Source organism: Methanofollis liminatans DSM 4140 (assembly GCF_000275865.1).
Taxonomy (GTDB): domain Archaea; phylum Halobacteriota; class Methanomicrobia; order Methanomicrobiales; family Methanofollaceae; genus Methanofollis; species Methanofollis liminatans.
In genome coordinates this window covers 789,150-814,254 of record NZ_CM001555.1, presented here as the reverse complement: position 1 = coordinate 814,254, position 25,105 = coordinate 789,150, and the positions used below count along the sequence as shown (strand labels likewise).

Here is a 25,105-nt window from a genome sequence, read left to right as displayed (position 1 = left end):
CTGGAAATCATATCTGAATAATATAAATAATGTTGATGCCTTTATGACCCGATATTACCATTATCTCCGGGTTGTAATGGTTCAAGATGCAATTAAATATCTTCTGAACCATGATTTTCCGATACATAGTTGTCTAGATATTGGATGTAATCGAGGGTATTATTCTGCAATTTTTGGGGATCTTGGTGCACAGGTTGATGCTGTTGATCCTGACCTCCGCTCTGATCGGGTAATAAATCATCCTAATGTAGTCTATCATAAGGCTGATTTTTTAAAATGGAAGTCAGACAAGACGTACGATGTTATTCTTTTCTTTGAGGTATACGAGCATATTTCCCCAAATTCTCGTGAGATATTCATAGAAAAAATAAAACAGTCCCTGAATCCTGGAGGGACAATTCTATTCAGTGGTCCAAATTGCATCTCTTTATTTTACTCTGGAGGGTTCATTAAGAGTTTAATTCCTTTCCTCCTAGGAAAAATTCCAGAGATTGACTGGCATTACAGGATCCCATATTATTTCTATCAAAAAAGTTTTGAGAATGAGGAATCGCATATAGTTTCTTGGCAGACAAATGGTATTCTGTTTGTTTTTTCCAATAAAATAGAATCAATGTTGGGAAAATCTTGTATTCAGCGACTATTAGATCTCGATCGATGTGTGTCCGGGCTGATATCTGGATTGGGTGCAAATTATTTTTGCATAGTTCAAATGAAATAATGGTTTGCAATTTGCAAACATGTATGGTACTACGTGATCTAAAATGGAATATACGCCAGAATTCAGGAACAGAGGAAGTGAATGATTGGTGTTTGTTATCTTGATCCCTCCCCCGTCGAAGATACATTCCGACTCCTCAAGATCCCATGGGAGTGGTACGACCCTGCGCACACTTATGATGTGGTCATCGCCCGCAAGGGTGGGGTCGATGCGGCTGGTGCCTTCCTCGTGGATCTCTCTGAGAAGGACTATTTTGCCGAAATTGCGCGGATTTTAAATGAAGGCCTGCCTCACTGCCACGAACCGGTGGTCGATATCCTCATCGATGAATTGCGCCAGATTTTAAAGGAGCACACCCTCCTTGTGGAGATCCCGCCGGTGCCCTGGGGCCACCCGTACATCGTCGCACTCACCCATGACGTGGACATCACCTCGGCGCGTGAGAGGCGCTGGGTCTCGGTCGGGTATGCGGTGTACCAATGCCTGCGGAAGGGCATGGTGAAGGACGCCGCCCAGATTCTCGGGGCAAAGTGCGGGGTCGGGAAGGATCCCTGGAACTGCTTCGAGGAGTGGATGCAGCTTGAGGAAGAACTCGGCGTGCGCTCGACCTGGTTCTTCCTGCCTGAGGAGGGGAAGGCAGGCGAGAGTGCACCCGCAATCCGGGCCGGCTACTATGATCTCAACCCCGGATTGATCAAGACATTGACCGACGGTGGCTGGGAGGTCGGTGTGCACGGGCTCGACAACTGGCGGGATGCCGGGGCGGCGCGGGAGGAGTTGCTGCGCGTGTCAGGCCTTACTGGTGCGGAGGCAGGGACGCGCGTCCACTGGCTGCTCTTCAATAAGGACACCTGGAAGATACTCGACGAGGCGGGATACGCCTATGACTCGACCATCGGGTATAACGATGATGTGGGCTTCAGGGCCGGGACGATGCAGCCCTACCGACCGCGCGGGTGCAGGCGTTTGCTGGAGGTGCCCCTGATCACCCAGGACGGGGGGCTGTTCGGGGGGAAGACCTGGAATTCGTCTGACGATGGGGGGCGCGGGACGTGCCTTCGCCTCTCAGAAGAGGAGGCGATACGCCGGTGCGAGGAGGTGCTGGCGTATGCAAAGAAGTATGGGGGGGTCGTCACCCTTCTGTGGCACCAGGTGAGCATGGCGGCGCCAAAAAGGTGGGGCGGCTTCTATCGTATGCTGGTGGAGAGGGCGGTTGAGGACGGGGCGTGGGTGGTGCCCGCAAGAGAGGCGGCGCATTGGTTCACCGCTCGTTCTGATGTTGTCCTCCAAACCAAGCGCGTACCTGGCGGCATTAGAATCCAAATGTCCGGAATCGGACCGGATCTTCCTCGCCCTGAAATGATGATACGGATCCACACCGATGCTGTGAATATTGGTAAAATAAAGGGGGATTATATCGAAGGAGCAGGATATATTGATCTACGGTTTTCATCTCAGGAAATTCTGGTGAACGTGAATGAAAGTACTTCTGACTGACGGGAATTATAAACATACCCTTGCTGCAGTTCGATCCCTTGGCAAACAGGGGGTGGACGTCGGTGTCGTGTCACACATTTCCTGCAGTATATCTTTCTATTCACGATACTGTAAATCTCGCCATTCTGCTCCGGACCCAAAAAAAGACCCTTCCTATGCGCAAAAAGTTCTTGATATCGTTAAAAAGGATCATTATGACGTGCTCCTCCCTATCAGTTACGCCGCTGTCATGCAGCTTTCCGGGATAAGAGATGAACTGGAAGACCACGTACACCTTCCCATAGCTGATCCTGCTGCTCTAGATCTAGCCGGTCATAAGGACGAGACTGTTAAAATTGCGGAAAAAGTAGGTGTGCGTGTACCAAAAACCTATTATCCCCGCAGTGTTCCCGAAGTTCGGGAACTTGCGCGAGAACTACGATATCCTGTTGTTGTAAAGGGTGCTGAGGAGGCCGGGTATGTCGGCTATGCAAACACGCCGAAGGAACTGATCTCCCGGTTTTCATCGATATCGAGGTACCTGCCGATCGTGCAGGAATACATCCCTGGCGATGGCTATGGGTTCTTTGCCCTCTATAATCATGGAGAGCCGCGGGCGATATTTATGCACCGGCGAATCAGGGAATACCCCGTCACCGGTGGGCCGAGCACCTGCGCGGAGAGTATCTTCGACCCGGAGCTGAAGCGATGCGGACTGGCAATGCTGGACGAACTCAGGTGGCATGGCGTCGCCATGGTTGAGTTCAAAAAGGATGCACAGAATGGGGAGTACGTGCTGATGGAGATCAACCCGAAGTTCTGGGGATCTCTGGACCTTGCCATTGCTTCCAGTGTGGACTTTCCCTATCTTGCGTGCAAGATGGCACTGGACGGGGATATCAAACCTGTCTTTGAGTATCAGGTTGGCACGAGGTTCAGGTGGCTCTTTCCTGGGGAACTGTTCCATGCGATGACAAATCCCCGCGCGATACCCCAGATTGCGCGGGAATTTTTCGATGGCCGTACGCGTTCGGATGTTGAACCGGCTGATATCGTACCAAATGTCGTGGAGATCGGGATGACCGGCGCAGAGTTCCTCCTCAGGGTGGCGCAGGGCAGGTTCTGGAGGGCTCATGGACAGGTTCGTCGCTGACTTTCATATCCACTCCAGGTATTCTCATGATTCTCTTATGCACCCGGAGAAGATCCTCTCTGTCGCAAAGAAAAAGGGGCTGGATGCTGTGGCGATCACCGACCACGACACCATTCAAGGAGGACTTGAAGGCAGAAAGTATGAAGAGAAGTCCGGTATCCGGGTCATTGTCGGCTCGGAGGTGAAGTCCGATGCCGGTGACATCATAGGGCTCGGGATACAGGAGGAGATCAGAACCCGCGTGTGGGAAGAGGTGATCGACGAGATCAGAGAGCAGGGTGGGGTGGCAGTCCTGCCTCATCCTTACCGGAGTCACCGTTCTATTCAGGATCTTGCGGAAGCTGTCGATCTGGTCGAGGTCTGGAACGCACGAAGCACCCCTGATCAGAATGCTCAGGCCCTGGAGCTGGCATCCAATCTCGGGAAAAGAGGCCTCATTGGGAGTGATGCCCACCTATTTCGGGAGATCGGAAACGTAAAGGCGACGTACACAAACGATACCTGGATCTTGAAAGAGACACTCTGCACCAGATATGCCAGTACGTGGGATATCTGTTCCAGTCAGGTCATCGGACACATAAGGAAGGGGGAATTTATATCTCTCATTCTAGAGGGCGGAAGATGGATGGCAAGAAAAGTTCTCTGATGGTGCTGTCAGATCACTATCTCACCTTTGTAAAAGATCAGACCGAGGGCATCGCACCAGAGTTTGAGCGGGTGGATGTCTGTGTCTGCCACAATACGCTTGCCGAGATTGCAGACTATCTGCCTGTACAGCGCCTGAAACCGTTCAGGCTGCGTTCGATCCTGGACCTATCGCATTTGCCGGAGAATATTTTTGTACATCCCTGTAACCTTCCCTATCTCCCCCTTGATCTGATGAAAAAGTCTCTTGGAGACCGCTTGTTCAGGGCGGTTGACGATTTGATACAGAAGAAACAGATCGAGTGCGACCTTATCCATGCCCACTTCCTCTGGCCGAACGGGTATGCCGGGGCGCTCCTGAAGGAGAAGTATGGCATACCCCTTGTGGTAACCGCCCACGGCTACGATATCTATGATCTCCCCTTCAGGGATCAGGAGTGGAGAGATCGAATCGTTCGGACACTCGAAGCCGCCGATGCGATCATCACGGTGAGCAGGAAGAACGAGGAGTGCATCAGGAGCCTCGGGATCACAAAGCAGGTCCATGTCATCCCCAACGGCTTCAGGTCAGACCTCTTCTACCCGCGCGATCAGGCAGAGTGCCGGCGGACGCTGGGTCTCCCTCCGGACAGAAAGATCCTGCTTGCGGTCGGCAACCTTGTCGAGGTGAAGGGGCACCGCTACCTTGTGGAGGCGATGGCTGAGGTGGTGAAGGAGCGGCAGGATGTGCTCTGCGTGATCGTGGGGTCAGGGCCGCTGAGGGGAAGGCTTGAGAGGCAGGTCCGGGCTCTCGGGCTGGAGGAGCATGTTCGCTTTGTGGGGGGGAAGCCGCATGAGGAGATCCCGATATGGATGAATGCATGCGATGTGTTTGTGCTGCCGAGTTTGAATGAGGGGAACCCGACGGTGATGTTTGAGTGCCTTGGGTGCGGGAGGCCGTTTGTGGGGAGTGATGTGGGGGGTGTTCGAGAAATTATCATATCTAATGACTATGGATTGGTATGCTCCTCAAGTTCTTCCAGAGAATTGGCTGAAAAAATAATTTTTACCCTTGACAGATCATGGAAACCACAATCCATCATCAAATATAGCAACCAGTTCTCAGGGCAAATTATATCTCAAAAAATAATTAATATTTACCATGGATCGATTCGAAGAAATATTGACATGTTTGAATAAATTAACAATATAAGTGTCTATCACTGGTTAAAGGATATTCACAAATATTTAGCAGTTTCTAGAGGATTATCGATTTAAAAAAGCAAGACTAGATGTGACATATGCCTACAAAACGTAGTAAAAAATCAAACAATATACTAAAGACGCCATTATTGGCATCATTAATCGTAATAATAGCAATTATTGTATCTATACTGATTCCCCTGACACCGCCCTTACATCCAATTCCAAGCAGAGATTCCGGTGTCTTCCTGTATATCGGCCAACAAATTTTGGAAGGAAAAACGCCCTATTTAGACATCTGGGATCATAAACCCCCTGCAATATTCTATATTAATGCATTCGGATTGTTAATAGGACAAGGCTCTCTTTGGGGAGTTTGGTTTGTTGAACTAATATCCCTGCTTATTGCAAGTTTAGTCTGTTTTAAATTACTTATACATATATTTAATATTAAATGTGCACTCCTCGGCTCGGTATTGTGGATATCTTGCTTTTCGACACTTATACAAGGTGGAAATCTTACAACAGAATATGCGCTACCACTTCAATTTCTGATCCTACTAATATATTATTATGCATATTCAAAGAATATCATAGGGCTCTATTTCATTATTGGTTTATTTTCAGGAATTTTAATGTTACTTAAGCCAAATCTATTTGGTATAACAGTTTCAGTAATTGCCGCCATATTTATCCTGTTACCGCCAGCAGATAAAATAACTAAAGGATGTAAGTATTCCATACTAATTTCATTTGGAACTTTTATTCCAATAATCATCATGAGTATCTACTTCTCCTATAAACAAGCATTTTATGAATTATATGATGCTGTAGTAATCTATAATGCATGTTACTCAGCAACTCCAATATTGACAAAATTTCAATCGATTATTTATGGCTCCACTATAAATCAACTTTTTCTAATAATATTAACTGGAATTTGGGTTTATGGACTCTATCAAACAATGATTCTAAAAAAAAATATCAAAAATATAAGGATAATACTTATCATTGCCCTAATAGATTTGCCCCTAGAATTAGTATTAATTGGATATTCCGGTAGGGGATATGGGCATTATTTCATGAGTTGTTTACCATCATTCGCAATACTCACGACATACTTTTTTTACACACTGTTATCACAAGATAAATCCCACCAGGATATAAATCCTATTAAAAAATATTCATTTAATATAAACAATATGTACTACATAATACTAATTACAGCACTCCTCACATCTCCGATAGTATCTATTCACTGCAATTATAAACCAGACAAAATCAGTGGATCTAACATAATAACAACTGTTTTGAATAATACTAATGATAATGATTATGTTCTAGTTTGGGGCGCCGAAACAACAATAAATTTCCTCTCAAAAAGGGAATCGCCTTCAAAATATGTCTATCAATATCCATTACTTACAGCACACTATCAAAAGCCAGAAATGATCGAACAATTTTACAGAGAGATAATTATAAACAAGCCACTACTAATAATTGATACTTCACACACAAATGCAATAGTTCCCCCAATTAATAATACAAAGAGAGAAAAGTGGATAAATCAAAGAGCTGACTCGACATACTCTTGGATTTACGATTTAGAACACATTATAAATTATATAGAATCTAAATACGAAATTCTAGATATAATTCACCCATCGGGTTGGGTCGTATATAAAATCCGCTCTGTTGAATCACGTACGTGTCAGGAGTATGAATCCCACCTTTCGCACTAATCGGGAGTGTATCAAATCTTTTGTAATTTGTCTGAGCCCTGTCCCCTTGCTTGATCATTCCTTCGTCGAATAGGGAGAGGATGTTGCCTCCTCCCCCCTTCCAGGAACCACACGTGCGCCTTTTCACGCATATGGCTTGCGCATTTCACTACCCGTTTGTCGGGCGGCATAACGTAGAGAAGGATAATCTGGTTTGAATCCATTGTGTCTGTTTGCTGATGCGTTCTTTCCTTTCGAGGAAATACTTTTTGTAGTGTTTCAGATCTTCTATAATTTGTCTGTGCCCTGTCTCCTTGGCTGACCATTCCTTCTCCATCGTCAAATATTTTCTGCCGGTGACTCATGTCATCAGCGGTGTAACGATGAACTCCTGAAAAACTACAAGGAGCAGGGCGCGGTAGAACTGGATTCCACTTTCTCAAGGATCTCTCGTTCATGCTGGCGGAGATCTTTCTCAAGAAGCCATCCCGGATCTAGGCACTGGCGATGATCATAGTTCTCGGTCTGTTTATCTATTCGATTAAAGAGTTCAGTTTGAGGATAAAACTGCATAAATCCAGTGAAAAAGTGATCGGACAGACGAAGAAGTAGACCTAGAACCTGACCCTGAAATGGACGTTCTTCCTCTTCCAGGGAGTCAGGGAACTGAGGTTCCGGGCAGCGGAGGGCGTGACAGTGCTTGTTACCAATATGACTCCAGAGTTGTGGGAGATACTCCGGTTGCTTGGGAAGGAGTACGAAAATTACTATTTGTGATCAAAGAACCGCGGAATATCAGATTCAAATCCTCACTCAGGCAGTATATATCATCAGGAAGTTGAACGCCGAGTGATGACCGGGATCAAAGAGAAGCATGCTGTTCTAGAGGATGCTCTACATATTCATAGGATTATTTTCATACCAGCCAATATTTCGTTTGATTGGCCTAATTCGCAATGCATATTAAATGAGTAACTAGCATAGTATGTATAATAATTCCGTGAATTATGAGGTACATATGAAATATATAATCACCGGAGGCGCCGGGTTTATAGGTTCAAACCTCTCTGAAGAACTTGCGCAACACCATGACGTGATCATCCTTGACAATATTTCCACTGGGCGGATGGAGAATCTCCAAGGGCTCATCAAGAGGGGAGATGTGGCATTCGTCAGGGGCGACATCAACGACACACCCCTCCTTGAGAATCTCTTCACGGACGCCGACGGCGTCTTCCACCAGGCCGCCCTCCCGAGCGTCCAGCGCTCCGTAAAGAACCCGATGGCAACGCATGAGGCAAATGTCACCGGCACCTTAAACGTCCTCCTCGCGGCCCGCGACGCAGGCGTCAGGAAGGTCGTGATGGCCTCCTCTTCGTCGGTCTACGGCAACACACCCACCCTCCCGAAGCACGAGGGCATGATCCCGAGCCCCCTCTCCCCGTACGCCGTCTCGAAGATCGCCGACGAGTACTATGCGTCGGTCTTCTCCGACCTCTACGGCCTCCAGACCGTCTGCCTCAGGTACTTCAATGTCTTCGGCCCGCACCAGGACCCGAACTCCCAGTACGCCGCGGTCATCCCGAACTTCGTGAAGCAGATCCTGGCCGGCCGGCCGCCGGTGATCTACGGCGACGGAGGACAGACCCGCGACTTCACCTATATCAAAAACGTCGTCCAGGCCAACATAAAATCGATGGAGAACGATGCGCAGGGCGCCTTCAACATCGCCTGCGGGGAGCGGATCGACCTCCTGACGCTCGCCCGCACCATCATGGAGATCGTGGGCACAGACGTCGAACCGGTCCACGAAGCGCCCCGACCGGGCGACGTGCGGGACTCCCTCGCCGACATCTCCCGGGCACAGGCAGCGTTCGGGTATGCACCGCAGTATGACCTCAAAGCAGGACTCAAGGAGACAATCGCATGGTTCAGGAATCACTGAAGGATAAGACCGTCTGCGTCGTCGGGCTCGGCTATGTAGGCCTGCCCCTTGCAGAAGCATTTGCACAGAAGATCAACACCATCGGCTACGAGATCGTCGAGGAAAAAGCGCGGCACATCGCCGAGACTACCAAGGCACCGCTGCACGTGACCTCAGATCCAAAAGAGATCAAAAAGGCGGACTTCGTCTCCATCTGCGTCCCGACGCCGGTGAAGAAGACCAAGGAGCCGGACCTATACTTTGTCGAGTCGGCGGCGCACACTGTCGGCCATAACCTCAAGCCCGGTGCGATCGTCGTCCTGGAGTCGACGGTGTACCCCGGTGTCACCGACGAGATTGTCAGGCCAATCCTCGAACAGGAGTCAGGCCTTGTCTGCGGGAAGGACTTCAAGGTCGGCTACTCCCCCGAGCGGATCAACCCCGGAGACGAAGCCCACGAACTCGCGAAGATCACCAAGATCGTCGCAGGCATGGACACCGAGTCCGGCGACACCCTGGCCGACCTCTACGGCCTCATCACCACCGTCTACCGCGCCCCCGACATCAGGACTGCCGAGGCGGCGAAGGTGATCGAAAACATACAGCGCGACCTGAACATCGCCCTTATGAACGAACTCTCTCTCATCTTCCACAAGATGGGCATCGACACCCAGGAGGTCATAAAGGCTGCCGGCACCAAATGGAACTTCCACCAGTACCGCCCCGGCCTCGTCGGCGGCCACTGCATCCCGGTCGACCCCTACTACCTCGTCTACAAGGCGCAGGAACTCGGCTACCACCCCCAAGTGATCCTGGCCGGGCGTGCGATCAACGACTCCATGCCCGGGCATGTCGCCGATATGGCGATCAAGGAGTTGAACCGGGCTGGCAAGGTGATCAGGGACTCGAAGGTACTGATCATGGGCCTCACCTACAAGGAGAACGTCCCGGACACCAGGGAGAGCCCGGTCAGCGAGATGATCCACGAACTCAAGGAGTTCGATGTGGACGTTTATGGTTATGATCCACTTCTGTCAGACGATCAGATTGAGGGCTTTGGTGTAAAGACTGTGGACAATTTGAATATCAGAATGGACTGTGTCATTGTGGTCGTCGCCCATGACCGGTTCAGGAAGATGTCTCTGGATGATATAGGGAGTTTCATGAATGAAAGCCCTGTTCTTATTGATGTCCGAGGGATATTCAATGGTGAGATAGCGGTTCGTGCTGGATATTATTATCAGAGAGTCTGAACGATGAATGTCATCACTGTTGTTACTGCAGAGTTTAGGAGTTTAGTCGTCTGTAATGTAGTCGAGATGGAGGATAACGGAATATAGGTTGGCGATCTGGCATAGGATAGACTTAATCTGTTTTTAATACTTTCGAATAGAGAGAATCCAAATTTTGAACGATATTGTTCCAGTTGTATCTCTGACTGTCCATTTTATTTTGTTCGGATATGATCTTGCGCATCTGAGAGTTATTGATCAGATATTGGATTTTTTCTGCAATTTCTTGTGGGTTTTTAGGTTCAACAAGATATCCATTTCTTTTATTCTTGATGATATCCGGTATACCGCCTACATTTGTGGCAACAACGGGGAGTCCTGCTGCCATAGCTTCAAGAAGGACGTTCGGCATACCTTCAGAATTACTTGGTAAAACAAGAATATTATTGTTGCATAGCCACTGTGGTATATCTTTGTGAGGTAATTTGCCCACAAAACTGATGTTCTGCACAAGGGCGTATTCATGTACCATTTGTTCGAGAGATCTACGATCACTACCATCTCCAACGATTGTAAGATGAATATCTGGATTTGTTGGATGAAGAATCTGCATTGCTTTGATGAGATATTTAACTCCTTTTATAGGTAATAATGAACCCACATAGATTATTTTTGTTCCAGTGTAATCTTTTTTGACTTTTGATTCTTTGAATATTGCTGGATCAATCCCATTTGGTATAACATATATGTCCTTTTTTGAGAGTTTTTGCATCTCGTCCTTCATATTTTGAGAGAGTGCGATACTTACATCTGCATTGTTTAGTACTATTTTTGATACATATTTTTTAAACTTCCATTGTAAGTGGACATCAGATCCTCTTCCCCATACAACATATGGTATTTTGAAAAATTTTTTTCCAAAAAATGCGATCATGCCCATGGTTATGTTCTGTGCATGAATTATATCAGGACGGATCTTTGTAACTTGAATCATGCTAGTAATAGCAAATAATACTATTCCAATATATTTCGTATGATTTAGAACTGTGCGATGAATAAAAAAACCGGATTCAGATTTATAATTAGGAACTCCGGGATCAGAAGATGTAATCACATGGACTTCATGATTTCTTCGAGCGAGATGTTTCGCTATATTATATGATGCTATTTCTGTGCCTCCAAGGTTTTTTGGAGGGAACATCATTACAAGAAGTGCAATTCTCATTTTTTTGTACACGTTATGAATAAGTAATTCGACTTTATATAATGCATTTTCTGAAGAATGATCCAAAAATATTTAAATTTGTTATACTGCTATCGCTCGGGGAAGTCTCCCCAATAGAGTTCCAGAGCCTGCGCCAGTATATAGGATTTTTTTCCAATATAACCTTTAGATTGTCGTAGAATCTCATCTGAAACCAGATCTCCGGCATAGGATCCTCAATATTCCATAGAAGACTTCAAAAAACCACTCGATCAATACCAGCCAGATATAAATGGTTTATAAATGGCGCATCTCAGATGGGAGGTTAATCTAAGTCCTCCATAGATTCATGTTCTATATGCCCCCTCCATCCTGATGTTGGGCAGAATTGATGCCCATAGCGCTCAAATACTTCGCTCAGTTTAATGACTTCATCCCCATGGACCTGAATAGTATCAGCCAGATCTCCGCAGATCTTGAGCTTTTGAGATGACTGTGCATAATTTAAAGTTGGAATTATGTGGTAGTCAAAGCCCATAATCTGACTGCACACAAGGTCAACAGCAACAGAATTTTCTCCGACAACCAATGTTCCAATAGATTTTGGGCTAGGCTCCAAGGGGCCTTCTCTTTCACCAGCGACGATAGCATCAACGATAGTAAATACCTTTCTCTGACGATTCACTTCTAATAAGCCATTTTTATTAGCAAATAATAGAATTTTATTTATATCCACAATTGTTCGAGGAATTGTATCATTTCCGTACCAACTTCCTTCATTATAAATATCAGAAGAGGGGATGATACACTGTGTTCCACGAATGACATATTCTCCTACCCGTCCGAGTGCTCCAACTACTGAATTTTTCGTCGTGTCCTGAATTTCATGTAACCTGGTGAGTGCGCTTTTCCGTGGATCTTTGTGTAAGTACTCGTCCCCTCCATCGTTTCGCGCCCCTATTCGATGGTGCGGTAGACAGTCCTTTGACCCGATGATCCCTACCATATTTTTCAGAGCGCAGGTCATACCAGCCTTCCGATGTGTTTTCAACTTGGGAAGATTGATTATAACATTGGCATGAAGGACGCTATTTGCGACAAGATAACTATGGCTATTGTCGTTATGATATTTTTGCATTGCCTCACTATCATAGTTTGTAACTCGGAATTTCTTCCAGTCATCATCCTTACCTGAAAATTCAGAAAACTTACCTAAATCGACGAGTGTATAGCCTTCTGGGTCCCCAAGAAGTTCGGTTCGCGCCATCATTCCAGAGATCTGAGGATACCCCGTATATTTCCGAAAATCGATTAACCTAACTTTCACCTCTGCATTTAAATTATAATATTCAACAATTTTATCAACTCCGGCAATCTTTACGACGTCTTCAAAGTTACAACTTTGAACAGGGGCGTCGCCAACAGTGATGGATCCCTCCCCTTTGAGAGACAGATAAACGTAGTCGAGGACCGCTCTGATAACTGATCCATGGGTGATCTGTGCATCCATACTGCCTTTGGGATTATATTGGCGGACTAGGTTGGGTTTTATGACTACAGCATCTCCTGGTGAGATCAGTTGACCCAGTGGATTCCAGTCTTTAGTGTTGTAATGCTCCCTATCTAGACCCAAGCGGAGAAATAGCATTCGGACTGCATTGTATACCAAATTTACCCTGCTATAATTTTGAAAGGGATATTCTGAGTATTTAACTGAAGGATGGAAGGGTGCTTCTCGGCAATAGTCTATACCTGAATCCTGTACGACTGCTACGTCTTCCATTTATTTATCGCCACACCAAGGATTTTGTATACAGATATTTCCCACTTGATGTTTTGGGAATATCGTCAACTATATCCCAGATCACCTTGCACTCTGATCCCATGACTAGTTTAATTTTTGATTCGATGTCCTTTTGATCTTTTTGGTTTCTTTCGGACGAGATTACTATAAGGATACGTATTGTTTTATAATCTTCTTGTATTACTTGAAACATTTCAATCCAATCTTTAAGATAAAATAAGTGTGTAAAATATTCCCCATGGATAGTGGTACCATCTTTTAAAACAAAATGATCTGTTACTCTCCCCACTATTTTTTTTAATGTAGGTAATAGATTTCCACAAAAGCACACATCTGGACCTAATATCGCAGTATCGCCTATTTCATATCTAATTAAAGGCATTGAATAATTGAAAAGATTTGTTATGACAACTTTTCCCTCTTCACCGCAACTAACGGGTCTATTTTGGCTATCTAAGAGTTCTAAATAATTCCAAAACATAAATAGGTGCATTAGCCCCTCTTTACATTCACCTGCTATGTTACTGACTTCTCTCGACCCATAGAAATTATATACTCTTGTCCCAAAATTGGATTCAATCGTACTCCGCATATTGTCTGATAATGTCTCTGCTGCGCTTACGATAATTTTTGGGGCATATAGGGACAATTTTTTCTTTTCTGCATACCTACATAACGTATAAAGTGATCCTGCATAACCCCTTATGATCTCCGGTTTAAATGAATTGATAGTATGAATATACCGTTCGATATCTTGTTCCGTCATTCTGAAACTATTTAGAAATTTTGTATTCGAGAGTTGATTAATAGTTTTTGCTTTAAATCCTATACTTCCCTTGAAGATATCTCTTTCAGAACCCCACAGCAATATTTTTTTAACATTCGGTTCATCAATATCGAGAATATGCTTATAGTAATAATAATTTGTTGCATTTCCCCATTTTAAATAAACATGATCTTGTACTAATCGGAGAGGTTCGCCAGTCGATCCCCCGGAAGAATTGTAATACCATTTTCTTGTTTGATAATCGTCAGAGAGGAGATCATTATAGTTCTCTCGAATAATATCTTTTGTTAAAATGGGTATATCTGAAATTCGCGATGAATCTACATTGCCATCTTGAATTAAGTCGATTTGATTAAATATCGTGTGATAATATCTGGTATGCTCGTAAGCGTGAAGCAAAAGATTTTTGAGTCTTTGTTCAATGAATGTATTTTGTTCGCCTATCTCAAAAATGTTAGATATGGCACCATATTCCTTTTTTATTCTGTTTTTTTTTCCTTCCAAGAAGATTTCTTGAATGTATTTATTTATAGATCCTATGATCATATGCACCTACTTTCCAGGGAATCGGATCCTTTAGTTATTCTGTTGTTTTATATTTGAAATTTTACGTTTGAGCATTATGTATCACATTAGAAAGCGGATATTGTATATATCATCATATGTTCACGTATGTTAATAGGAATTAACACAATGGCCAATGAGGACAAACCCTCTGGTTTGCTTTCAACGGGGATATCTAAAACTACCATGAGATCAAGGAGGATCTGCTCCACGCTAGCCACATCTTCCACTCGCAGACAGATAGCGAGGTGATCCTCCATGTCTATGAAGATTGATAGCCGACATTTGTCGAAAGGTTCAATAGTACGTGGGCTTTTGCCCTCTAAGGCCAGAGAGAATACCTCCTTTTCTGCTCGTGAAATAGATTAGGGATCAAACCCCTCTATTATACAATCTTCGACGGCGCCTTCCTCTTCATCTCAGAGATCAAAGCGCTGTTCGCCCAGTCGGGTGTCGAAAAACAGCCCAATGATGCGCGGCTGATGGACTATCTTGCATGGGGTGTGCTCGACCATACGCCTAAAACAATCATTGAGAGAAAGTCTTTCAGATCCCTCCTGCCCCCTTGATGTTCGTCAAAAAGGAGGTATCAGAGGTCTCCGGCCCATTACGGGGATCTCAGGATTTCAGACGCCCTGACTTGAGCCGACGATAAAAAGGGCACTGCTCGTCCCCATATTCTCCTTCTCGACGTCGTCCACCTCCGCCTCAGGAGCGACGTACCGGTCGGCAACTGCCTCTCAGGTGGCAGAGGAGTTTAAACACAATCTGGAAAAACTCGTCTATCTCCAAGATGACCCTTCTGCTCTCTCTATCTATGCCCCGTACAGGGTGAGGACGAACATCCCGGCGGCAGCGATCCTGGCATATCATTCCCTATTTCAGGATCCTAAAAACCCATCCTTTCGTCCCCCTCAGTAAAAGATTGCATGGTGGCCTCCGTTACCGCCGTTTCTTTCTGAATGCAATGAAGCAAATCGCCGCGCATTCCGAGCCCTGGTCCCTTCTCCGCGGGAATACCATTGTGATCAACAATTATGGCAGCATCCTCCAGAAGTGTTCTACTGGGAGATTAGATCCACAAACCTCCCTTCCCTCCTCCACTACGAAGGAAAGGAACTCGAGAGCCTTCGGTATCGAAGCACATATCCCCCTTCCTCGACTACCCGGTTGCGGAGTACCTCGCCTCCCTCCCACTCGACCAGAAGATCAGGCATAGAGTGACAAAGCGCGTCCTGATATAGGCGATCCATGGTCTGATGCCTTAAAACATCAGGTGCCAGATGGGCAAGATGAGTTTTGTAACACTCGAAAATATATGGATGAAAGATGGACGCCACGCCCTCATCGAGGAGATCATGAACTCAGACAGGTTCTGGCCACGGCCGTACTGGGACGCTGACCTAGGCTGCCAGATTTCTCTCGCGTATTTTCGCGTATGTTAAGGGGCAGGAGCAGACTCCCTTAAGATCTTGTGGGTTACCAGAACAGAACTGAGAATTCAGACCGTCACACTGTTTCTACAGACGAGACGACAGGGTTTAATCTCTTCCTCTCCCAAAGTATGCCAGTGCCGTTGACCATCCCCCTCACCCGCCTCATGAACATCGACCCTGTCCGCCGGCAGAGCCTGATCAGCCTCGGCACCACCCTCATCCTCACCGCCGTCGGCTTCATCGCCACGATGTACTTTGCCCATGCCGTCGGGGCGGCCGCCTACGGCGTCTTCTCCCTCTTCCTCGCCTACTTTGGGATCTTCAACCTGATCGGCGACGGCGGCTTTGGGGGGGCGGCAGTCAAACGGATCTCCGAGGGAAAAGAGCAGAACGCCTACTTCACCGCGTTTCTCTTCCTCAGGTTCGCACTCCTCGCCGCCTCGGTGGTGGCGGTGCTCGCCCTTGGAGAATACCTCACCTCTGAAGGGACCGCCAGCATGATCCCCTGGCTCCTTCTCGCCCTGGTAGTCGGCATCTTCTATGGCGTCACGATGAACGGTACCTACGGCGAGGGAATGGTCGGCGTCAGCCAGACTGCAGGCCTCCTCAACAGCATCGCCAAAGTCCTCATCCAGGTCATCGCCGTCTTCCTCGGCTACGGCGCCGCCGGCCTGGTAGGAGGATTCATCGCCGGAATGATCGGCGGCGGCCTCTTCTCCCTCCGCTATCTCCGCCTCCGCCTCGCCCGCTTCACCACCGCCCACCTCAAAAATCTCTTCACCTTCTCCGTCTGGATCTTCCTTTCCACCAGCGGCGCCATCGTCTTCTCGTACGCCGACACGATCCTCCTCGGCTATTACATGACCTCAGCCGACGTCGGCGTCTACCGGATCGCCTTCCAGTTCACCACAGCTGCCACCTTCACCACGGTCGCCCTCCAAACCACCCTCTACCCCAAGATCAGCCGCTGGCACGCCGACGGCGCCCTCGACCGCGTCACCCTCTCCCTCGCCCGCGCCGTCACCTACTCCCTCCTCCTCGCCGTCCCGGTCGCCGTCGGCGGCTGGATCCTGGGCGACCGCCTCCTCTACTTCTTCTACGGCGCGGGTTTTGCCGCGGGCGCCCCGGCCCTCGCCGTCCTTCTCCTGGTGCAGGTGGTCAACGTCTTCATGTACCTCCAGACGATGTGCCTCAACGCGATCGACCGGCCACGCGAATCCTTCTATGCCACCGGGACGGCGGCGGTCGTGAACATCCTCCTCGACCTCGCCCTCATCCCCCTCCTCGGGATCGTCGGGGCGGCGGTGGCGACCCTCGCAACGATGCTCGTCAACGTGGCGATCGCCCGCCACTACCTCGCACGACAGATCCCGGTAGAGATCGAGCGCGGGCCGGTCCTCCATATCCTCCTCGCCGCGGGGGCGATGGCCCTGGTGATCCTCCTCTATCGCCTCACGATCCCGCTTTCAAACGTCTTCGTCGTCCTGGGCGCCGTCGGTCTCGGGGGGATCGTCTACGGGCTCGTGCTCCTGAGAGTGGATAGAGGGCTCCACGACGAGATCAGGGACCTTGTGGCGCAGCTCGGGGCGCCGTGGCCGCGGTGGCTGTGATGGTGGGATCTGTCGGGATAAGGAGCAGCACATAATCCGTGGGCGATCGGAGACGGCCGCCAGATAACCCATTTTTCAGGGGTCCATGGTCAGTGAGTGGTCATTCTCGAAACACAATTGTATGGCCGCCCCCTATGGCAGGAATGCCATGAGTTCCACAAAGCGCATCACTGTCACAGAAGCCGTATGGGCCGACCTCTCCGGGATGAAAGAGCCGGGCATGACATTTTCCGAACTGATCGAGACGATGATCGAGCGTGAAAAGAAGTTGCGCCTCGTGGAGGATATCAGGCGGCTCCAGGAAGGGGAAGAGCTCGTGGAGATCCCGTTGCAGGTTTTTGCCAGGGATGGTCTGAAGGATTAGCCCAGGATTAGCCCAGGATATCATAAGTAAGAGGAACATTCCCACAAGGAGGCCTGCTCCACGCAGATTGTGGGGGAGAAGAAACCCCTACAGAACCGCAACATAGATGGCCGAAGACCGGGACTCCGGTATCTGAAGGCCGTCTTCCCGGAGGCCGGCGATGTGAAGGCCGATCGCCTCGTGCATTCGCTCCTCCGCCTCCTCGCGGCTCTTTCCCGTGGCCACACAGCCGGGCAGATCGGGCGAATATGCCGAATAATTACCGTCCGCCTTTTCAACAATGACAAGAAACCGATACATTAACTTCTCCTCTCCTCCATTCCAACCTGTTTCAGGATGCTGTTCAATGTTCCCGGCGCAAGATTATCGCCGGCAATCGTGATCCCTGGCTCTTCGCTGTTTCCCGGCCCCATCACGATCGAACAGAGATGGCGGGGGCGTTATGCAACCTGCACAGAAGAGGGGAAGAGCAGGCAAATATTCAGGCCATTTCACGCGGCTCGCATGGAGCGCTTTTATCCAGAAGAAGATCTCTCAGCCGCTCCCGACCCAAGGGCTCAGGAATATCTCTTCCCTCCTTGCGAGCGACCGTCACCCAGAGTTCGATAGCGACCTTCACCTCCTCCAGTGCACCTTCTTCGGTCACACCAAAGGCTGAGCACCCGGGAAGTTCAGGAACAACGGCAATAAAACCCCCATCCTCGTCGCTGTAGAAGATCTCGATTGTGTATTTATATGACATTCCTCTCCTCGTGCCAGCAGCAGAATCGTGATCAGGGCAACACTCCGGTCCATCTGATCACTATGGCGCCCCTCCTGAAGAACGCGGTCAACTCATCACCCTCTCGCCGATATAATCGTACAACCGGTGTTTGAAGTCGTCAAACTCCCGGATCGTCTCCAGGGCAATGTCATAGAGAAAACGCTCATCAGGGCAATAGAGCACGCACCCTTTCAGGACGTCCATCCTGATGTACAGGGGCAGTTGCTCAAAGATCTGAATGTCATAGCGATCGTTGCAGAGTTCTGAGAGCGCTCTGAACCTGAACGCGGAGGAATCCTCAGGGGAAGCATCATAGGAGATACACAGATCGACATCCGAGTCAGCAGTCGCCCGCCTCTCTGCATACGAACCGTAGAGGACGATAAACCGGACACGCTCAAACCCCTCGATCGCGGAGAGCCGCGAGAGGATCTGGTCGCGCTCCTGCATTGACAGAACATTCTCCTCAGACGGCATCATAGCACCTCTCTCGTCTGCCACCATATAACCTTCGCGGCTGTCGGCGGACGGCGAGAGGAGGCTATTCTCTCCAGAGCGGTTCGAAAAAACTGTGGAACAATCCCCGACACAACCGGCATCGTTAATATTCCAGGAACTGAATGGAGTGCATGGCTGGAACGGTCGAGACGATCCCTGAAACCTGGGAGGTGCAACGGGTCCTTGAGATTCTCAGGCAGGCAAAGCCTGATCTCCTGAAAAAATATGGCGTCAGAGAGATCGGGGTCTTTGGGTCCTATTCCAGAAATGAGCAGGTTGAAGGGAGTGATGTGGACATCCTGGTCGATCTCGCACATCCTATTGGATGGGATGTCGTGGACCTTCGGGACGACCTGGAACATCTTCTTGGTCTCAGGGTCGACCTCGTCTTGAAAGGTGGAATCGACCGGCGCAAAAATCTGAGGAGATCCATTTCCCGGGACCTCGTCTAGGTCTAGGCGTGAAATTACCTTCTTTCTCGACGATATTCTGGAAGGTATCGGTGCCATTGAGGGCTATATCTATGGTCTCTCTGAAGAGGAGTTCGAGAGCGATCGAAAGACCTTTGATGCGGTGATCCGGAACCTTGAGGTGATCGGCGAGGCCTGCAGCAATATCCCCGACACTCTCAGGGAGCAGTACGCCCAGATCCCCTGGCGAAAGATTGTCGGCCTCAGGAATGTTGTCATTCATCATTACTTCGGTGTCGACCCTGAAACGGTCTGGTTCATCATCACCAGGCAACTCCCTAAACTGAGAGAGCAGATTGAGAAGATGCGTCGCACTCTGAAGCCTTCAGAATGTGAGTAATATTCCGGGGTTACTGATACCTCTCCGAATTCCTGTTATCAGGATGACCCTCCACCCGACCCTCTCATCCCCCCATCGCAAACCCTCATCTCCTCCCCCTTCCCACCACTCCCAGCATGAAGATCCTCACCGTCGTCGGCGCCCGCCCGCAGTTCATCAAGTGCGCACCCGTCTCTAGGGAACTCAGAAAAGAGCACGAGGAGGTCCTCGTCCACACCGGCCAGCACTATGACCGGGAGATGTCAGACCTCTTCTTCGAGGAGCTCAAGATCCCGCGGCCCGACTACAACCTCGGGATCGGATCGGGCCCCCACGGCCGACAGACCGGGGCGATGCTCGCCGGGATCGAGGAGGTGATCCTGGCCGAGGAGCCCGACCTCGTCCTCGTCTACGGCGACACGAACTCCACCCTGGCAGGCGCCCTGGCGGCGGCGAAGGTCCATGTGCCGGTGGCACACGTCGAGGCCGGCCTGCGGAGCTTCGACCGGCAGATGCCCGAGGAGATCAACCGGGTGCTCACCGATCATATCTCAGACCTCCTCCTCTGCCCGACAGAAACGGCGGTCGAGAACCTGCAGAGAGAGGGGATCACCGCGGGCGTCCACCTCACCGGCGACGTGATGGTCGACGCCCTCCTCCAGCACGCCGGGGTGGCGCGGGCGTCCTCCGTCCTCGCCGACCTCGGGCTTGACCAATACCGCCTGGCCACCGTCCACCGCGCCGAGAACACCGACGACCCGGCACGACTCGCCGCGATCATGCGAGCGCTCGGCGACCTCGGCGACGTCGTCCTCCCCTGCCACCCGAGGACAGAGAAGATGCTCAAAAACGCCGGGCTGTACGAAGAGGCGAAGAGGAGGATCGGGCTCATCCCGCCGGTCGGCTACCTGGAGATGCTCGCCCTGGAGAGTGGTGCAAAAACGATCCTCACCGATTCGGGCGGCGTCCAGAAGGAGGCCTACGTCCTCGGCGTCCCCTGCATCACGATGCGGGAGACGACCGAGTGGGTCGAGACCGTCGAGGACGGCTGGAACGTGCTCGTGGGGAGTGATTACGACGCGATCGTGCGGGCCGCCCGCACATTCGCGCCCGAGAGGGAGCGGTCGGACGTCTTCGGGAAGGGCGAGGCGGCAAGGGCGATCGCGGCGGTCATCGGGCAGATGGAGGATTGAAGGGTGGTTTTGCGTGGACTGTCAGTTAGGTGAGAGATAAGTTTTTGATGACAGGGAGAATAGATAAAAACTAACAGGATGGGGTAGAATGACCAGAACAGATCCGATTAACCTTCCGGTTCTTGTCCAGAAAGACGAAGATGGCTTCTATGTGGTAGAATGCCCTCTTCTTCCGGGGTGTTATACGCAGGGGAAGACACTGGATGAAGCGTTGAAGAACATCCACGAAGTCCTCGAACTCTGTCTCGAAGAACAGACAGAAGAGGCCATCAGACATCTGAAATCGATTCAGGATCTCAGTTATCATATCGTTTCGGTAGAGATATGACAGGATTGCCTGTTATTTCAGGGGATAGTGCGATACGATCTTTTGAAAAACTCGGATATCAGGTTGTGAGGCAGAGAGGCAGCCATGTCCGTCTGGTCCATCCAGACCAGAGCAAGAAACCATTGACAATTCCCCGGCATGAAGTTCTCGGAAAAGGGCTGCTCCGAAAACTTCTGAGAGATGCTGATATCAGCCCTGAAGAGTTCTCCACCCTTCTGCAATAATGTCACGGATCGCGGCCGCCGTATAATCCTTCCCCACCCCGGATGGCATCCGTACAGAACCCTCCCAGGGATAATGATTATATCCATAATAATTATAACAATAATCACTATGCGCTTCTACGGCAGGACGGCAGAACTCGGACTGATGGAACACCTCTATGCCGCCGCGCCCTCTTTCCTGGTCGTCACCGGCAGACGGCGGGTCGGGAAGACCGAACTGATCAGGGAGTTCTGCAGGGACAAGCAGGCCCTCTATTTCTACGTGGACGCGAACAAGAGCATCAAATCCCTGATCGAGGAATTCGGACAACTGATGACGAAAACCCTCGACCTGCCCGGCTACATCAGGACCGATACCCCGGAGGCCTTCCTCGAATTTCTCTTCTCCTACGAACGCCCCCTGGTTGTCGTCTTCGACGAGTTCCAGCGCTTCCAGAAGGTCCACCCCTCGTTCATCTCGCAGATGCAGCGGTTCTGGGACCTCAAAGGCCGGGAGTCAAACCTCTTTCTCATCGTCTCGGGATCGTCGGTCGGGATGATCCGGAAGATCTTCCTTGACGGCGATGCACCCCTCTTCAGGCGGGCCGACAATATCCTCACGCTCCGCCCCTTCGAGCCGCGAGACTGTCTCGCCATTCTCAAAGACCTCGGGGTGGAGGAGCCGGCGGCGCAGCTCGACCTCTATCTCCTCTTTGGCGGGACGATCTACTACTATACCTTCCTGGAGAAGTACGGCTGCACCGACCTGTCCAGCGCTCTTGACCGCCTCGTCCTCAACGACCTCGCCCCCCTCAGGCGGGAGATGAGCGAGGTGATGATCGAGGAGTTCGGGAGGGAACATGCGACGTATTACGAGATCCTCGCCGCCATCGCAGAGGGGAAGATGGCCCAGAAGGAGATCGCCGATTTCACCGGTCGTGCACCGACCTCCCTCCCGCCGTACCTGCGGGACCTCGTCGACCTCCTCGGGATCCTCGAGTATCGCGTCCCGGTCACCGAGGATAGGCACCGGTCGAAGATGGGGCGGTACGTCTTTTCCGACAACTTCTTCCGGTTTTATGCCCGCTATATCTACCGGAATATGAGCCTGTACGAGGGAGGGCGCTATGACCTCCTGAAGGGCAGGATCCTCTCTGAGTGGAAGGGCTTTTCAGGCCGGGCCTTCGAAGAGATGGTGCGGGCCCTCCTCGTGCGGGAGACGACCGCACAGTATGAACGGGCCGGCGCCTGGTGGAACAGGCGCGGAGACGAGATCGACCTCCTTGCCCTGGGCCAGCAGGGAGACCTTGCGGTGGAGATCAAGAACCGTGACCTGACCTTCTCGGAGGCGCGGGGCATCCTTTCCGCCCTCGAAAAGAAGATCACTCTGGTGAAGGGACTCTCGGGGCCGGTGAGGACGGGGATTGCCGGCCGCACGGTCCAGGGGAAGGAGAAACTGAGGGCGGAGGGCTTCTCCGTCTGGGACCTTGCCGACCTCGGGATCTGCCCGGTGAGAGGATAACGCAGAAGGTATATGTGCATATGATCCCCATCTCAACGCAAAGGGAGTGAGAAGAGCATGGAAACAGCAGCAGAGGCATGGCCCCACGTGGTCGGGCCGCTTGCAGATCATCCCGCGGTCCTTGCCATCGTCCTCTTCGGCTCCACGGCAACCGGGAACCGGCGACCGTTCTCCGACATCGATCTCTGCATCATCGCCTCCCGCCCCCTCCAGAGAGAGGAGAAAGAGGATCTCTTCAGCAACAGTGCGCCGGGGTTCGACCTCTCCCTCTTCCAGGACCTGCCCCTCGTCATCCAGTACCGCGTGTTCAGGGACGGGAAGGTGCTCTTCTGCCGTGACGAGATGCAATTGCAGAGGATGAAGGGAAGGACCATCAGCAGATATCTGGATTTTTCTCACATTCTCAGACGCTGCTCTGAGCGGGTGCTGGGGGAGTGACCGCGGGCAGATCACCGCTCCACGTTCTTGATGTGCCGGTCGGTCTCCTTCATCAGGTCGGTGCGGCCCTCGATCCTGGCCACCTCCCTGATCACCTCGAGCACGTGGACCGACTCTTCGAGGAAAGAGAGGATATCGGCGGGGAAGACCTCGATCCCGTACTCCTCCAGGATCGTCTCAGAGATCTGACGGTGGTCGAGCCCGGTCTCCCGGTACTCGACGATCGTCTTTGCAAATTTCCGCTCGGGACAGCCGCAGTTGGGGTTGTCCCGGCATGCGCAGGCGAGAAAATCGCGATGGATATTGAGGAGCTGCTCCCGCACGTGGGCGTCGAGGGAGCGGTTGCCCATCGCCGGGGCGACGGCTTCGAGAAAGGCGGTATTGAAGACCCGGTCAGGGAGGCGAAGGCCGGTGACCCTCTCGATCTTGCGGGAGGATCTGAACCTGGCCCGATCGGCGATCACTATACTTCACCGGGCTCTTCGTCGAAGTTCTTCAGGGAGGCGACCGCCTCAGAGATCGTCTCGATCTCGGCGAGCCACTCGTCGAAGATCGTCGGGTCGTCCTTGCTCTTGAGGAAGGTGGCGCTCCACTTGCCGCCGGCGATCATCTGGGCGCCGAGTTTTGCCGCCGCCTCGAGCGCCGCCTCGGGATCGTCCTCGGCGACTTTTCTTCCTTCCTTCACCAGGGCCTTTGGATCGCCCTCATAACCGCCCTCGAGATAGGAGCGGCACGAGGCAAAGAGCGCGAGCAGGGAGATCTGCACCCCACCTACGAACTCGGCAAGGTCGTCGTCCTCGGGGAGCTCCCGCATCACGATCCCCTCGACCACGCCGAGCTTTTCGAGGGCCTCCTCCTTTGAGAACCGCTCGTTCTGGTAGAGTTTGACGATCTTCAGCACCGAGATGGTGATGTCCTCGGCAAAACTCTGGAGGGTCTGGAAGCCCGGCGGCATCTCTTCTGCGTCCGGATCGCCCTCGAAGTCCGCCTCCCTGAGGGAGGAAAGCCAGTTATTCCAGCGTTCTTCGCTGTAAAAAATATAGAATAGCTTCATCGGCTCTTCTGCTTTCGCGCTCTTCTTCGCCATTGACATAGAGGTTGAATACCTCGAATTAAAGAATTTTCTATACAGGATCGGCGAGCACAGATGGTTTTCCCGGGCTTTGGGCGGCACAACCCCTTTATCCGATGGACAGAAATGAGGTACGCATGAAGATTGCAGTCGCCACCGACGGGGAGGGGGGGCTTGATGCGATTGTGGCCACGGACTTCGGGCGGGGCGAGACCTTCACCCTGGTCGAGGTCGAGGGAGAGGCGATCGCCGCCGTGCGGGTCGTCGCAAACGAGGGGAGGCGTATGGCACAGGGCGCGGGGATCGCCGCCGCCGATCAGGTGCTGGAGGAGGGAGTGGACGCCGTCGCCGGCGGCCACTTCGGCCCCCATGGAGAGGAGATCTTCAGAGAGGAGGGGATCGACCTCGTCTATATCCCGAAGGTGACGGCGAGAGAGGCGGTGGAGCGGTATCTCGCACATCTGAAAGGTGCATGA

At 50.8% G+C, this 25,105-nt stretch carries 27 protein-coding genes and 1 pseudogene; 20 read left to right on the top strand and 8 right to left on the bottom strand.

Annotated elements, in window-relative coordinates; genetic code table 11:
* The first annotated feature begins 76 nt into the window (after window positions 1-76).
* The 9 genes and pseudogenes from METLI_RS12730 to METLI_RS04065 all read left to right on the top strand — a co-directional run bounded on the left by METLI_RS12730 (window position 77) and on the right by METLI_RS04065 (window position 10,075).
* Window positions 77-721: a class I SAM-dependent methyltransferase gene (locus METLI_RS12730; protein ID WP_169313798.1), complete on the top strand. Its 645-nt coding sequence runs from the start codon at window positions 77-79 to the stop codon at window positions 719-721.
* 81 nt (window positions 722-802) lie between these two features.
* Window positions 803-2,218 (top strand): polysaccharide deacetylase family protein, encoded by a 1,416-nt coding sequence (locus METLI_RS04090; RefSeq protein WP_004038295.1) that lies wholly within the window; start codon window positions 803-805, stop codon window positions 2,216-2,218.
* Window positions 2,199-3,350: a carboxylate--amine ligase gene (locus METLI_RS04085; protein WP_004038294.1), complete on the top strand. Its 1,152-nt coding sequence runs from the start codon at window positions 2,199-2,201 to the stop codon at window positions 3,348-3,350. The genes METLI_RS04090 and METLI_RS04085 overlap by 20 nt, the downstream gene beginning before the upstream one ends.
* Window positions 3,331-3,996, top strand: coding sequence for a PHP domain-containing protein (locus METLI_RS04080; RefSeq protein WP_004038293.1), 666 nt, complete (start codon window positions 3,331-3,333; stop codon window positions 3,994-3,996). Before METLI_RS04085 ends, METLI_RS04080 begins: the two co-directional genes overlap by 20 nt.
* Window positions 3,972-5,174 carry a glycosyltransferase family 4 protein gene (locus METLI_RS04075; protein WP_004038292.1) on the top strand — a complete coding sequence of 401 codons (1,203 nt, stop codon included), beginning with the start codon at window positions 3,972-3,974 and terminating at the stop codon, window positions 5,172-5,174. The genes METLI_RS04080 and METLI_RS04075 overlap by 25 nt, the downstream gene beginning before the upstream one ends.
* A 101-nt stretch (window positions 5,175-5,275) precedes the next feature.
* The gene (locus METLI_RS12725; protein WP_004038291.1) at window positions 5,276-6,919 is read left to right on the top strand and encodes an ArnT family glycosyltransferase; all 1,644 of its coding nucleotides are present in this window, start codon (window positions 5,276-5,278) and stop codon (window positions 6,917-6,919) included.
* A gap of 361 nt (window positions 6,920-7,280) precedes the next feature.
* Window positions 7,281-7,675 (top strand): annotated as a pseudogene (locus METLI_RS13640) (IS1634 family transposase); the annotation flags it as partial.
* Window positions 7,676-7,916: 241 nt separating this feature from the next.
* Complete coding sequence (locus tag METLI_RS04070) at window positions 7,917-8,843, top strand: SDR family oxidoreductase (RefSeq protein ID WP_004038290.1); 927 nt, start codon at window positions 7,917-7,919, stop codon at window positions 8,841-8,843.
* Window positions 8,825-10,075 carry a nucleotide sugar dehydrogenase gene (locus METLI_RS04065; protein WP_004038289.1) on the top strand — a complete coding sequence of 417 codons (1,251 nt, stop codon included), beginning with the start codon at window positions 8,825-8,827 and terminating at the stop codon, window positions 10,073-10,075. The genes METLI_RS04070 and METLI_RS04065 overlap by 19 nt, the downstream gene beginning before the upstream one ends.
* 112 nt (window positions 10,076-10,187) lie before the next feature.
* Here the strand turns inward: METLI_RS04065 and METLI_RS12720 are convergent, their stop codons facing one another.
* From METLI_RS12720 to METLI_RS04055, 3 genes are all read right to left on the bottom strand, one after another.
* The gene (locus tag METLI_RS12720) at window positions 10,188-11,291 is read right to left on the bottom strand and encodes a glycosyltransferase family 4 protein (protein ID WP_083838656.1); all 1,104 of its coding nucleotides are present in this window, start codon (window positions 11,289-11,291) and stop codon (window positions 10,188-10,190) included.
* Between the two features lie 292 nt (window positions 11,292-11,583).
* Window positions 11,584-13,041, bottom strand: coding sequence for a DUF362 domain-containing protein (locus METLI_RS12715; RefSeq protein WP_004038286.1), 1,458 nt, complete (start codon window positions 13,039-13,041; stop codon window positions 11,584-11,586).
* A gap of 4 nt (window positions 13,042-13,045) precedes the next feature.
* Entirely contained in the window at window positions 13,046-14,353 is a 1,308-nt protein-coding gene (locus METLI_RS04055) for a phenylacetate--CoA ligase family protein (RefSeq protein WP_217178706.1), read from the bottom strand.
* A 1,136-nt stretch (window positions 14,354-15,489) separates the two neighbouring features.
* Here METLI_RS04055 and METLI_RS13625 point away from each other — a divergent pair.
* The 3 genes from METLI_RS13625 (at window position 15,490) to METLI_RS04040 (ending at window position 17,823) form a co-directional block, all read left to right on the top strand.
* Complete coding sequence (locus METLI_RS13625) at window positions 15,490-15,657, top strand: asparagine synthase-related protein (RefSeq protein ID WP_157203302.1); 168 nt, start codon at window positions 15,490-15,492, stop codon at window positions 15,655-15,657.
* Between the two features lie 320 nt (window positions 15,658-15,977).
* Window positions 15,978-17,459, top strand: coding sequence for an oligosaccharide flippase family protein (locus tag METLI_RS04045; protein WP_004038283.1), 1,482 nt, complete (start codon window positions 15,978-15,980; stop codon window positions 17,457-17,459).
* Window positions 17,460-17,607: 148 nt separating this feature from the next.
* Complete coding sequence (locus METLI_RS04040; protein ID WP_048104054.1) at window positions 17,608-17,823, top strand: antitoxin VapB family protein; 216 nt, start codon at window positions 17,608-17,610, stop codon at window positions 17,821-17,823.
* An 87-nt stretch (window positions 17,824-17,910) separates the two neighbouring features.
* Here the strand turns inward: METLI_RS04040 and METLI_RS04035 are convergent, their stop codons facing one another.
* The 3 genes from METLI_RS04035 to METLI_RS04025 all read right to left on the bottom strand — a co-directional run bounded on the left by METLI_RS04035 (window position 17,911) and on the right by METLI_RS04025 (window position 19,066).
* Window positions 17,911-18,123 carry a type II toxin-antitoxin system HicB family antitoxin gene (locus METLI_RS04035; RefSeq protein WP_004038281.1) on the bottom strand — a complete coding sequence of 71 codons (213 nt, stop codon included), beginning with the start codon at window positions 18,121-18,123 and terminating at the stop codon, window positions 17,911-17,913.
* 181 nt (window positions 18,124-18,304) lie between these two features.
* The gene (locus tag METLI_RS04030) at window positions 18,305-18,565 is read right to left on the bottom strand and encodes a type II toxin-antitoxin system HicB family antitoxin (RefSeq protein ID WP_004038280.1); all 261 of its coding nucleotides are present in this window, start codon (window positions 18,563-18,565) and stop codon (window positions 18,305-18,307) included.
* An 87-nt stretch (window positions 18,566-18,652) separates the two neighbouring features.
* Entirely contained in the window at window positions 18,653-19,066 is a 414-nt protein-coding gene (locus tag METLI_RS04025; protein ID WP_245529397.1) for a nucleotidyltransferase domain-containing protein, read from the bottom strand.
* A 149-nt stretch (window positions 19,067-19,215) separates the two neighbouring features.
* Between METLI_RS04025 and METLI_RS04020 the strand changes: the two genes are divergently transcribed.
* From METLI_RS04020 to mntA, 7 genes are all read left to right on the top strand, one after another.
* Window positions 19,216-19,536: a nucleotidyltransferase family protein gene (locus METLI_RS04020; RefSeq protein WP_157203209.1), complete on the top strand. Its 321-nt coding sequence runs from the start codon at window positions 19,216-19,218 to the stop codon at window positions 19,534-19,536.
* 13 nt (window positions 19,537-19,549) lie between these two features.
* Window positions 19,550-19,894, top strand: a complete 345-nt coding sequence (locus METLI_RS04015) for a HepT-like ribonuclease domain-containing protein (RefSeq protein ID WP_004038277.1) — start codon at window positions 19,550-19,552, stop codon at window positions 19,892-19,894.
* A gap of 116 nt (window positions 19,895-20,010) precedes the next feature.
* The gene (wecB, locus tag METLI_RS04010; protein ID WP_004038276.1) at window positions 20,011-21,066 is read left to right on the top strand and encodes a non-hydrolyzing UDP-N-acetylglucosamine 2-epimerase; all 1,056 of its coding nucleotides are present in this window, start codon (window positions 20,011-20,013) and stop codon (window positions 21,064-21,066) included.
* Between the two features lie 88 nt (window positions 21,067-21,154).
* Complete coding sequence (locus METLI_RS04005) at window positions 21,155-21,394, top strand: type II toxin-antitoxin system HicB family antitoxin (protein WP_004038275.1); 240 nt, start codon at window positions 21,155-21,157, stop codon at window positions 21,392-21,394.
* Window positions 21,391-21,618 (top strand): type II toxin-antitoxin system HicA family toxin, encoded by a 228-nt coding sequence (locus tag METLI_RS13620; RefSeq protein ID WP_083838655.1) that lies wholly within the window; start codon window positions 21,391-21,393, stop codon window positions 21,616-21,618. The genes METLI_RS04005 and METLI_RS13620 overlap by 4 nt, the downstream gene beginning before the upstream one ends.
* A 109-nt stretch (window positions 21,619-21,727) precedes the next feature.
* Window positions 21,728-23,119, top strand: a complete 1,392-nt coding sequence (locus tag METLI_RS03995; protein WP_004038273.1) for an ATP-binding protein — start codon at window positions 21,728-21,730, stop codon at window positions 23,117-23,119.
* Window positions 23,120-23,176: 57 nt separating this feature from the next.
* Window positions 23,177-23,557: a type VII toxin-antitoxin system MntA family adenylyltransferase antitoxin gene (gene mntA / locus METLI_RS03990; protein ID WP_004038272.1), complete on the top strand. Its 381-nt coding sequence runs from the start codon at window positions 23,177-23,179 to the stop codon at window positions 23,555-23,557.
* Window positions 23,558-23,568: 11 nt separating this feature from the next.
* On the opposite strand, the gene METLI_RS03985 is transcribed toward mntA, so the two are convergent.
* Entirely contained in the window at window positions 23,569-24,021 is a 453-nt protein-coding gene (locus METLI_RS03985) for a DUF5814 domain-containing protein (RefSeq protein ID WP_004038271.1), read from the bottom strand.
* Window positions 24,021-24,644, bottom strand: coding sequence for a DUF2150 family protein (locus METLI_RS03980; RefSeq protein ID WP_157203208.1), 624 nt, complete (start codon window positions 24,642-24,644; stop codon window positions 24,021-24,023). The genes METLI_RS03985 and METLI_RS03980 overlap by 1 nt, the downstream gene beginning before the upstream one ends.
* A 122-nt stretch (window positions 24,645-24,766) precedes the next feature.
* Between METLI_RS03980 and METLI_RS03975 the strand changes: the two genes are divergently transcribed.
* Window positions 24,767-25,105, top strand: a complete 339-nt coding sequence (locus METLI_RS03975; protein WP_004038269.1) for a NifB/NifX family molybdenum-iron cluster-binding protein — start codon at window positions 24,767-24,769, stop codon at window positions 25,103-25,105.